The 11,279-nt window shown below is 62.7% G+C and carries 6 protein-coding genes; 3 read left to right on the top strand and 3 right to left on the bottom strand.

What is annotated here, in order from left to right:
- Nucleotides 1-16 precede the first annotated feature (16 nt).
- Complete coding sequence (locus HRU71_15065; protein ID QOJ04727.1) at nucleotides 17-940, bottom strand: DUF58 domain-containing protein; 924 nt, start codon at nucleotides 938-940, stop codon at nucleotides 17-19.
- Nucleotides 941-1,025: 85 nt separating this feature from the next.
- Nucleotides 1,026-2,078, bottom strand: a complete 1,053-nt coding sequence (locus HRU71_15060) for an AAA family ATPase (protein QOJ04726.1) — start codon at nucleotides 2,076-2,078, stop codon at nucleotides 1,026-1,028.
- A gap of 388 nt (nucleotides 2,079-2,466) precedes the next feature.
- Between HRU71_15060 and HRU71_15055 the strand changes: the two genes are divergently transcribed.
- Nucleotides 2,467-3,441 (top strand): GDP-mannose 4,6-dehydratase, encoded by a 975-nt coding sequence (locus tag HRU71_15055; GenBank protein QOJ04725.1) that lies wholly within the window; start codon nucleotides 2,467-2,469, stop codon nucleotides 3,439-3,441.
- 8 nt (nucleotides 3,442-3,449) lie between these two features.
- Here the strand turns inward: HRU71_15055 and HRU71_15050 are convergent, their stop codons facing one another.
- Nucleotides 3,450-3,824, bottom strand: a complete 375-nt coding sequence (locus HRU71_15050) for a VOC family protein (GenBank protein ID QOJ04724.1) — start codon at nucleotides 3,822-3,824, stop codon at nucleotides 3,450-3,452.
- A gap of 95 nt (nucleotides 3,825-3,919) precedes the next feature.
- Between HRU71_15050 and HRU71_15045 the strand changes: the two genes are divergently transcribed.
- Entirely contained in the window at nucleotides 3,920-4,297 is a 378-nt protein-coding gene (locus tag HRU71_15045) for a DMT family protein (protein QOJ04723.1), read from the top strand.
- 216 nt (nucleotides 4,298-4,513) lie between these two features.
- Nucleotides 4,514-11,125 carry a hypothetical protein gene (locus HRU71_15040; GenBank protein ID QOJ04722.1) on the top strand — a complete coding sequence of 2,204 codons (6,612 nt, stop codon included), beginning with the start codon at nucleotides 4,514-4,516 and terminating at the stop codon, nucleotides 11,123-11,125.
- Nucleotides 11,126-11,279: the final 154 nt, after the last annotated feature.

Genomic DNA, 11,279 nt, shown 5'->3' with positions numbered 1-11,279 from the left:
AACGCCGGCGCGCAGGTCAGTGGTGGCGGCGCACGCGCGCCGCACGATTCGCGAGGTAAGCGCTTAGCGCCGTGGTAAGCGGCGCGCTGGTGTCCAGGAGTTGGTAGTCGCACTGCTGCGCGTGGCAGCCCTGCCGGATGGTGTCCAGATGACGATGGATTTCCGCGAGGTAGCGCGCGCGCAACGCGGTCGGATCGGTCGCAAGCGGGCCGACGCCCTCCATTCCAATGAACCGCACGGGGCCGTCAAACGGAAACGTCAGCTCGGCGTGATCCAGAATTTGCAACACGATGGGTTCATGCCGGCGGTGGCGCAGATGTTTGATCCCTGTGATGATCTCGTTCGGCTCGCCGAGCAGATCACTTAACACGATGATCAGGTGACGCTCGCGCAGGCTCTCGGCCAGTTCGTCGAGCACCGCGCGAAACGCCGTCGCTCCCGTACCGGGGCGATGCTCCAGTTCCGCCACGACCTGCTTCCACTGGTTCGGTTGATTGCTTGCGCGGCCATGCCGGCGCAGGCGCGTGTCAAACGTGGCCAGCGCAACCGAATCGGCCTGCTGGAGCGCCAGGTAGGACAACCCCGCCGCCGCGGTGATGGCGAACTCGCGCTTCGACCAGGCGGAATCGCTGCTCTTGTAGTTCATTGATTCGGAAGCATCGACCGCGATCAGCATCCGGAGATTCGTTTCCTGCTCGTACTCCTTGATGTAGTGCTTGTCGGTCCGGCCGAAGACTTTCCAGTCCAGGTGCCGCAGATCGTCCCCCTGGGCATACTTGCGATACTCGGCAAACTCGATGCTGAATCCATGGAGGGGAGAGCGATGCAGACCACTCACAAAACCCTCAACCATCAGCCTCGCGCGGAGATCCAATCCGGCGATCCCCGCCAGCACAACCGGGTTCAGGTATTTCTGAAGATTTTCGCCTTGCGCGATCATTGGATTGGATCCCGGGGGAGAATCGGCCAGTTGTCAATATTGAGCGGACACCGCCCGCCGGTCCTTTGAACGGTTCCTATTTCCCTTACGGCACCAGCACGCGCCGCGCATCGATGGCATCCAGATCCGGGGTCGAAGCCCCCTGCACGGATTCCAGCAGCCGATCAATAACACCATCCGACGTGACGCCGTCGGCTTCCGCCGTGAAATTTGTCACGATCCGATGGCGCATGACCGGATGGGCGACCGCACGCACGTCGTCCGTCGAAACGTGATACCGTCCGGCCAGAATTGCTCGCGCCTTGCCGGCCATCACCAGATACTGCGATGCCCGCGGCCCGGCGCCCCAACTGACATACCGCCGGACGAACTCCGGCGCGTCCGTCAACTGCGGCCGGCTGCTTCGCGCGAGTCGCATTGCATAATCCATGACATGCTCGGCGCACGGCACGCGCGTCACGACTTCCTGGAGCGCGAGCAGGTCATCGGCGGTAAACACGCGTTTCATTTCGATTGATTCGATAGTGGTCGTCTTGTTGATGATCTGCAACTCTTCCGCCGCGCTGGGGTACGCCATCAGAATCTTGAACATGAACCGGTCGAGCTGCGCTTCGGGCAGGGGATAAGTCCCCTCCTGCTCGATTGGATTCTGCGTCGCCAGCACAAAGAACGGCTCGGGCAGGCGATGCGTGAAGCCCGCCGCCGTCACCTGGTGCTCCTGCATCGCTTCCAGCAGCGCCGCCTGCGTCTTGGGCGGCGTTCGGTTGATCTCGTCGGCGAGAATCACGTTGGCGAAAACGGGTCCGTTGACAAACCGCAACTGGCGAACACCCGTTGCCTTGTTCTCCTCGATGATCTCGGTGCCGGTGATGTCGCTGGGCATCAGGTCGGGAGTGAATTGAATTCGGTTGAACGACAGGCTTAGCGTCCGCGCCAGCGACTTGATCATCAGCGTTTTGGCCAGGCCCGGCACGCCCTCGAGAATGCAATGCGCGCCGCTGAACAGGCAGATCAGGATCTGGTCGATGACCTCTTCCTGGCCGACGATCACCTTCGCCAGTTCCGCGCGAATCTGATCGCGGCTGCCCGCCAGCGCCGCGATCGCCTCACGCTCACGCTGGGCCGATTCCAAATCCATTTGTTCACCCTGTCTCATTCTGCACCCCACGATTCACGGCGACGCCAACAAAGTCTATGCGCGCAAGCACGCCGACTTCGCGGACGATCGCCTCTTCTAATATCGTCGCGACCGCCCCACCGATTCACGCGCGCAGCCGCTGCTTTTCGGGTCAGAGTCGGCCTAGAATCCGGTAAGACATGCCTTCCGGGCGAGCCGCGTGACACGAGGGAGAATTGCGCGCCCTGCCTGCGCCTCCTCAATCCCCGTTGCGCGAACGCCCCGGCCCCTTCCGGAATGGCCGAGCATACGGATTTGGTGCGCCGCGCGCCTTGCTCTATACTTCCGCGCGATCGGTGCTCGTCCGCGTGTGGCGGTTCGGGTGGCGGGACGGTTCGGAATCACACCCATGCGAATTCTCATCACGGGCGGCGCGGGCTTCATCGGGTCTCATCTGGCGGATCGGCTCCTTGCCGACGGTCACGAAGTCATTGCGCTGGATAACTTAAGCACCGGCAACGCGCGCAACCTCGAAGCCGCCCGGTCCAATCCGCGCCTGCGATTCGTCCACGACGATGTGCGCAGCGAACACACTCTGCACGTGCTGACCGAGCAGTGCGACATGATCTATCACCTCGCCGCAGCCGTAGGCGTACAACTGATTGTCGATGAACCCGTACACACGATCGAAACCAATATTCACGGTAGCGAAGTCGTCCTCGCCATCGCGAACAAGTTTCGCAAGCCCGTGCTGATCGCCTCCACGAGCGAAGTTTATGGCAAGAGCGAGAAAGTGCCTTTCCGCGAAGACGATGACACGGTCCTGGGCGCGACGCGGTTCAGCCGCTGGTCCTACGCCTGCTCCAAGGCGATCGACGAGTTTCTTGGACTCGCTTATCACCAGCAGTACGGGCTGCCCGTCGTCGTCGCTCGCTTCTTCAACACCGTCGGCCCCCGGCAAACCGGCCGCTACGGCATGGTCATTCCACGCTTTGTCGAAGCGGCCCTGAAGAATGAACCCATCCACATCTATGGGACCGGCAAACAGTCGCGCTGCTTCGGTTTCGTTGGAGACGTCGTCGATGCCATCGTGAAGCTGATGAACAATCCGAAGGCCGCCGGGCGGGTGTACAACGTCGGAGCCACCGAAGAAGTTTCCATTGAGGGCCTCGCCGACAAGATCATCGCGATGACGGGCAGCAAAAGCACCAAGAGGTTTCTATCGTATGAAGAAGCATACGGCCGCCCCTTCGACGACATGATGCGGCGCATTCCCTGCCTTGATCGAATCCGCGAAATGACGGGCTACGAGCCGAAGGCGAATCTCGAAAAAATTCTCCAACTGGTCATCGCGGAAAAGAAAGAGCAGTTGGCGCGAGGCTGATCGGCCTGTCAACGATCGCATTGAAGAAATCGCAGCGCGTTGCCGTCCGGGTCGCGCACGTACATCTCACGATTGCCCCAGGTCTGATCGATGGGCGGCAGCGCGATGGCCACGCCACGTGACCCGAACTCCGCGTGCAGCGCGTCCACGTCGCGAACAGCAAAAGCAACGACCGCTCCAAACACGCCATCCCCTGCGTGCGACGAGAGGTGCAGCCGAACCCCATCGCGAATCAGCGCGAGGAAGGCCGGGTCGGTGGCAGGCGGCGCCGGCCGGTTCTCCGATTCCAATTGGAAGCCGAGCTGGCCGCAATAGAACGACTCTGACACGGCGGTTGATGACCCGCGCAGCAACGGCAATGCAAGAATGAACTGCCTGCTCATGAAACTCCCTCCTGGCTTGCTACAATAGGCGCGATTTGCCGCAGACCCCGCGCCGATCGGGTCGGCGCACCGGCCGAAGCACAAGGTGACTTCCCATGCCCGTGATTGTTCAAAGCATCCTTCTCCTGACGATTTCCAATGTCTTCATGACCTTCGCATGGTACGCCCATCTCAAGGAGCTGAAACACAAGCCGTGGATCCTCGCGGCCATCGTGAGTTGGGGCGTGGCCCTGCTGGAGTACCTCTTCCAGGTCCCGGCGAATCGCATCGGACATCAGGTTTACAACGTTGGCCAGCTCAAAATCCTTCAGGAAGTCATCACCCTGTCTGTATTCGTGCCGTTTGCGGTGTTTTATCTTCGCGAGTCGATTAAGCTGGATTATCTCTGGGCCGGGCTGTGCCTCTGCGGCGCGGTGTATTTCGTCTTTCGCGGCGGCGGCAATCCAACTGCCATGGCGAGCATCAGCCCGTGACGCAACGCACGAATCCTTTTGATTGACGCACTTTCGCTTCATTTGAACGTGTCGAATCCACTGTTTGACCTCGCGGTTTGAAGCAACGACGCATCCCCAATCGATTCATAAATCTTGACATGACAAGCATTAATTGATACACTGCTCGTTGCTTACAGCCGCCTCAAGACATCTCACGTCTCCTTGTAGGGAAACGTGCGCACCGGAGGGTTAACCATGTTGCGAGCCGCAATCGCACTTTTTGTGTTTTCAGCTTCTGTCTCGTCCGCTATCGCCACGCCCATCTCGAGCCTCCAAGGCACGCCGAGCTACGCGCCGGAAGCCATGATCGTCCTGCCGATCGACGGCTCGTGGACCGTGCTCGACGAGATCATGGCTGTCGGCTCGTATTACTCGCCGATCTTTACCTACTCGTCGTCCGACCCGGTGCAGATGGACGTGACCGACTTGTTCGTCGTTTCCGACCGCAACGAAGTCTGGCTCGACGGCATCCTGCTCGGCGCGACCCCCGCAATGCCGGACTGGCCCGCCCTCATTCCCCCCGTCGGTCCGTTTGATGACGCGCCTTATACGACTGATCCGGACGTGGCGTGGAATCGCCCCGAGTTCAGCAAGTCGACGTTCCTCTTGCCAGCCGGCACGCACATGATCACGCTCCGCAACATTCACATTCCGCCGAATTCGACGCAGACCGGTCCGATGGACGATGGGACCGTGGCGTTTCGACTTGTGCCCGAGCCGACGACGGCGCTGCTGCTCGTCGTGGCGGCGATGGCGATTCTGCGCGCGCGCGGTCGAACGGCACGCAGCAAGCTCGTATTCGTTTCATCTCGTACGCGACGCGGCCGGATGACGGCGCTGCTTTTCGCCGCAGGATTTCCGATCCTCGCGGCGGTGCAAGCCCAAGCCGCCCCCTGCGGGACGCTGAATGTCGATGTCATCAGCAACGTGCTGGAGATTCAGGGCACGACCGGCGACGACAGCGTGCGCGTCGTCAAGAACGCGGGCAATCCGGCGATTGTCGATATCTACACCCCCGCCGGCGATGCCACGCCCAGTTGCAGCTACGACTCGACCGCCACGCCCTTCGGTGCGATTCGCGTCACGGCCGACGACGGCGACGACCTGGTCGTCTTTGACGATTCCAATGGTGCGATCTCCGACACGTGGGTGATTGAAGTCCACGGCGGCGGCGGCGAGGACATCGTCCTGGGCGGTCTCGATCTGAACGTCACGTCGCTGAATGACGCGCTCACGATGATCTCGACGCTTCAGCAAGCGCAAACCTACCTCGATCGCGTGCTGGACATGCTCGATGCCCCGCAGAGCGGATGCAACACCGCGTCGTGCCTGGTCGAGAACGCCGCAACGCTGGCGAAGGACGCCGGGAATAACCTGGTCCTCCCCACGGCCAATTACGTGCGCGACATCGAGAGCGAACTCGTCCAGCCGACCGCCGCGACGGTGCAGAAGGCCCACGGCCGCATCGCAAATTATCTCAATAACTACGTCGCCGGTGACGTGCAGGGCATCTCACAGGAAGCACAAGTCCTCTCGGCCGACGTGGAAGTGATGATCGACGAGTTCGAATTGCTCCTGCCTTACGCGAACGATCTGCTCATTCGCGCGCAGACGTTGTATGACCGCGCGGCGAGTCTTGGCATGGAAGTGCAGAACGGCGACCCCGTTGCACTCTTGATGCAGACCATCGAGAGCCACGTGCTGACGATCAGTGAACTCTCCCTGATGTGCGACGAAGACCCCGAGCCGACCGAGACCGAGTTTGATGAAGATTTGCAGGACCCCAGCGGCCTGCCGCCCATCTGCGCCGAAGTAGAACGGCGCGTCGAAGCGCTCGAAGCCATCACGGACACCGTCGAGGCGCGCGTCGATCAGGTCGAGTTAGAGGGCGACGCCTACGAAGCCGACGGCAACGCACTGGAAGCGCTGGCCGACAGCAAGGGCGACGATGAAATCCCCTCGTCCAACGCGGCGCAGATGGAGATGCAGGGCGACAATCTGGTTTCCACCGGCGACACGCTTAGCGCGACGACCGATGCGCTCGCCGCCGACTGGGAGCAGTGGGTCGGGCAAGCCGAGAGCGATCTGGAGAATCGCGGCGAGACGATGCACACGCGCGGGCAGGCCGAAGTGCTCGCAGCGGCCGATGCATTGGAAGCCCAGGCGCAGGCCAACGTCGAAGCTGCGGCCGACGCGCTGCGCGCCGAGGCCGACCAGCTCGCGGCTGACCTGGACGCGCTCATTACGGCGGCAGCGCCGATCCTCGGGGACACGCTGACCTTGCTCGGCGCCAGCAACAATTGCGAAGTAACGCCGACGAACACGCTGACTGGCGGGCCGGGCAACGACGTACTGATCGGCTCGACGGGCAGCGACAAGATCGAAGGCGGCGACGACGCCGACTTGATCATCGGTCTGGGCGGCGACGACGAGCTGCATGGCGACGACGGCAACGATCTAATCTTCGGCGGCGGCGGCAACGACCTGATCAAGGGTGGCGCGAAGGTTGACATCCTCGTCGGCAATAAGGGCAACGACTGCATCTTCGGCGGCGGCGGCCAGACGCTTACCCGCGGAAGTCTCTCCGTTGCGCTGGGCGACATTTTCTTTGGCGTCGACGGCGATGATACGATCGTGGCCGGCGACAGCGAGGACGACGACCCCGAGGAGATCGACTTTGTCATGGGCGGCGGCGACAACGACCGCGTGCGCGTCAGCCACGGCGGCGATCTGACGATCGGCTCGTTCACGATCAAGCTGGGCAATCTCGTCTTCGGCGGCGACGGGAACGACGACCTCCTGACGAAGAACGGCATCGATGTGATCTTCGGCGGCAACGGCGACGACACCATCAACGCCGGCAAGGGCGCGTCGCTCACCATCGGCAGCGGCAGCAGCCAGTTCCGCCTCGCCCTGGGCGATCTCATCTTCGGCGGCGGCGACCACGATACGATCCATGGCGACGACCCCGACGCCGACGAAGCCGATCAGGACATCGACGTGATCTTCGGGCGCGACGGCGACGACACCATTCACGGCCACGCCGGCGGCTTGTTGAGCATCGGCGATGTCAGCGATCCCGACTTCGAGCTGCGGCTGGGCAACCTCATCTTCGGCGGCAACGGCAAGGACGAAATCGACACGACCGCCGGCATCGACGTGATCTTCGGCGGCGACGATGACGACACCGTGTCATCCGCCGGCAAAGGCCATCTGCTCACCATCGGCGACGACGACTTCCGCCTCGCGCTGGGCGACCTCCTCTTTGGCGGCAACGGCAACGACGAACTCCATGGCGACGACCCCGAGGCCGATCGCGCCGACGACGACATCGACGTGATCTTCGGACGCGATGGCGATGACACCATTTTCGGCTACGGCGGCGGGCTGCTCTCCATCGGCGATTCCAGCGACCCCGATTTTGAACTCAAGCTTGGAAACGTGATCTTCGGCGGCGACCAGAACGACGAGATCGAAACGCTCGACGGCATCGATTTGATCTTCTGCGGCAGCGGCGATGACACCGCCTCCGCCGGCAAGGGGCATGTCCTCAACATCAACGACACGTTCAAGATTGACCTCGGCGATCTCATCTTCGGCCAAGCTGGCAACGACATCCTGCACGGCGACGCGGCCGATCCGCCCGAAGGCGGCGACGAGCACGACGGAATCGACCTGATCTTCGGCTCGACGGGCGACGACAACATTTATGGTTGCACCGGCGGCAACATCGAACTGCCCGATCAGGATTTCTGCCTGCTTTTCGGCAACCTCCTGTTCGGCGGACCGGATAACGACCTGATCCGCGCCGACTACGAGAATCAGGACACCGACAATCCCCAGGGCGGCATCGACCTCGCCTTCGGCGCCGGCGGCAACGACACCATCGAGGGCAAGGAAGGATCGCTCATTATCATTGGCGATCTCACCAGCGGACAGGCCGTCATCATCTTTTTCGGCAACCTGCTTTTCGGCGGTCCGGGGAATGACCTTATCCAGGGTGCGAACGGCTCGGACCTCTGCTCCGGCGTCAACGAAGACCTCGATGACTTGCTTAATAACCTCGGCGTGGGTGATCTCGGCGGCGCGGCCGACCTCATCTTCTGCGGCACGGGCAACGACGAAGTCGACGCTTACAACGGCATCGACCTGGTCTTCGGCGCCGACGGCAACGACATTCTGCGCGCCGACAACGGCGGCATCGTCGTCGTTCCCATCAGCAGCGTGCCGACACCGATCGCGTTCGGCAACCTCATGTTCGGCGGTGACGGCGAGGACGACATCACCAGCCTCGGCCGCCTGCTGCTGCCGACCGTGCCGCCCATGGAGATCGATCTGCTCTTCGGCGGGCCGTGCGACGACATCGTTTCGGCCGGCGACGGATTGAATCTCGTCTTCGGCGGCAAGGAAAACGACACGATCACCGCCGGCGACGGCATCAATCTGCTCTTCGGCAACGCCGAGAACGACGCCATCACCGCCGGCACGGGCCTGAATCTCGTCTTCGGCAATCGCGGCAATGACACCATTACGTCACAGGACGGCCTGAACGTGCTCTTTGGAAACCGCGAGGACGACGCAATCAACGCCGGCAGCGGCCTGAACATCGCCTTCGGCGGCAAGAACAACGACACCGTGCAGGCCGGCGCGGGCGTCAACATCCTGTTCGGCAACGCCGGCGTCGATCACGTCGAAGGCGGCGCGGGGCTGAACGTCCTGTTCGGCAACAAGGGCGATGACGACGTCATCGGCGGCCCCGGCCTGTCCGTCCTCTTCGGCAACAAGGACAACGACGAAGTCACCGGCGGCGCAGGCCTCTGCGTTGCGTTCGGCAATACCGATCACGACGAAGTCACCGGCGGCCCGGGCCTGGCCGTGCTTTTTGGCAACGGCGGCGAAGATCGCCTGCGATCCAGCAGCGGCCTGGGCGTCCTGTTCGGCAACGGCGGGAACGACATCCTCCAATCCGGCGGGCCGGCCTTGTTCATCGCCTTCGGCAACGGCGGCGATGACGTGCTCGTCGGCGCGGGCGGACTGAACCTGCTCTTCGGCAACATGGGCAACGATCAGTTCTTCGGCGGCGGCGGCACGAACATTGCCTTCGGCAACAAGAACAACGACACCATCCGCGGCGATGCCGGAGTCGATTTCCTGTTCGGCAATCTCGACGACGATCAAATGGCCGGCGGTGGCAACAAGGACTTCATGTTCGGCAACCGCGGCATCGACTGCCTCTCCACCGAGGGCGGCGGCGATTATGCCTTCGGTAACCGCGGCAACGATCACGTCCACAGTGGCTCGGATTCCAATTGCGACTGGCTCTTCGGCAACCGCGGCAACGACAATCTCTACCGCTGTCAAACTTGCGACAAGCGATTCGGCGGTCGAGGCAGCGACACCAAGCACGACGATTGCGGCGGGTGCAGCCTCTCCGCCCCCGCGCGCGGTGAGGTCCGCGGCCGCGTCACCATCGACTTCGATGGCGACGGCCTTGGCGACGTGCCGCAACCTGGCGTCACCGTCACGGCCGGCTCGGGCAGCGCGGTCACCGACGCCGACGGCAACTATCGCATCGCCGGCCTCGGCTCGGGCGGCTACACCGTCGCTGAAACCGTCCCGACCGACTTTGTGCAGGTGTCCCTGCCGACGACCTACAGCATCTCGATCGGCTCGCAAGGCATCGATCTGCACGTCAACAAGAACTTCGTGAATCGCCCGCGGTGCTTCGTCTCGCTGGATGGCTGGTCCTGCACCGGCGCACCGTGCGCCCAGCCCGGTGCCGAGTGCCGCCCGGTCGTCGTGCGGCGCGTCTCGCGATGCAGCAACGGCGCGATCTGCGGAAGCTCGGAAGATTGCCCCTGCGGCAGCGACTGCACACCGTCATGGGCCATCGAGGAATGCTCGTGCAACGCCACCTGCTGGATCAATCTCGATCCGGTCACCGGGCCCTCGTGCGGCGGCGGCTGCCTCGACGGCACCGCCTGCAATCTGATTCAGGAAGGCGATCTGTTCTACTGCGGCGGGTGTGCAAACCCGTGCCCGGTGGTCGACGGCAAGACCTTTGAAGGTTTCAACGACATTACCAACCTGCCTCCGCAGGATTGGCAGATGCTCAACTTGAGCGAGCCGCTCGGCACGACCGGTTGGTTCCAGGGGCAGCCGGCGATCTTTCCGGCCCACGCCGGACCGCCGAATTCGTACATCGCCGCAAACTTCAACAACGGCGCGGGCGTGGCACGCATCAGCAACTGGCTGATCCTCCCTGCCCGTACGCTCTCGAACGGTGATCAGTTCTCGTTCTTCACCCGATCGCGTCCGATCGCCACGTCGCGGCCGGATCGCCTGCAGGTGCGCATGAGCCTGAATTGTTGCAGTACGGAAGTCGGCGGGACGTCCACGAGCGTCGGCGATTTCACGACGCTCCTGCTCGATATCAATCCGACTTATGCGCCGGCGGGTTATCCCTTTGAGTGGACCAGGTTCAACGTGGTCATCACCGGATTGTCGCAGCCCACCTGCGGTCGCCTGGCGTTCCGCTACTTCGTGGAAGACGGCGGGCCGCTGGGACCGAGAAGCAACTACATCGGCATCGATACAGTGATCTATTTGCCCGCTGCGCTGGCCGCCACCGAATGCCCTTGTGCCGGCGACATGTCCGGCAATCACGCCATCGGCGGCGATGACATCCAGCAGTATGTCAATTGTGTGACACAGGCGTCGGACGCCGAAAGCCCCGCCTGCACGTGCGCATCGCTTTCCATCGAGGAATTCGTCGGCAAGCTGCTGGCCGCCGAGGAGTGTCCGTAGCATGGCGCAGGCACGGGGCGATCCGCCGGGCGGGTTGCCGCGGATCCGTTCGGTTTCCGGCCTTTCGAAAGCCCCGGAGCAGACTTGCTCGGGGCTTTCTCTTGCGCGCAGCGCCCCGCACATACTTGCGTTCTTGATGACGCGGGGCCTACGA

The organism is Planctomycetia bacterium (genome assembly GCA_015200345.1).
GTDB lineage: Bacteria > Planctomycetota > Phycisphaerae > UBA1845 > UTPLA1 > PLA3.
Note: the sequence above shows the minus strand (reverse complement) of the source record. Positions and strands in the feature narration are given on the sequence as shown.

Excerpts from the sequence above, each read along its gene's own strand:
- HRU71_15045 (QOJ04723.1), top strand. The coding sequence starts at position 3,920 with ATGCCCGTGATTGTTCAAAGCATCCTTCTCCTGACGATTTCCAATGTC.
- HRU71_15040 (QOJ04722.1), top strand. The coding sequence starts at position 4,514 with ATGTTGCGAGCCGCAATCGCACTTTTTGTGTTTTCAGCTTCTGTCTCG.
- HRU71_15060 (QOJ04726.1), bottom strand. The coding sequence starts at position 2,078 with ATGGATTTGGAATCGGCCCAGCGTGAGCGTGAGGCGATCGCGGCGCTG.
- HRU71_15065 (QOJ04727.1), bottom strand. The coding sequence starts at position 940 with ATGATCGCGCAAGGCGAAAATCTTCAGAAATACCTGAACCCGGTTGTG.
- HRU71_15050 (QOJ04724.1), bottom strand. The coding sequence starts at position 3,824 with ATGAGCAGGCAGTTCATTCTTGCATTGCCGTTGCTGCGCGGGTCATCA.
- HRU71_15055 (QOJ04725.1), top strand. The coding sequence starts at position 2,467 with ATGCGAATTCTCATCACGGGCGGCGCGGGCTTCATCGGGTCTCATCTG.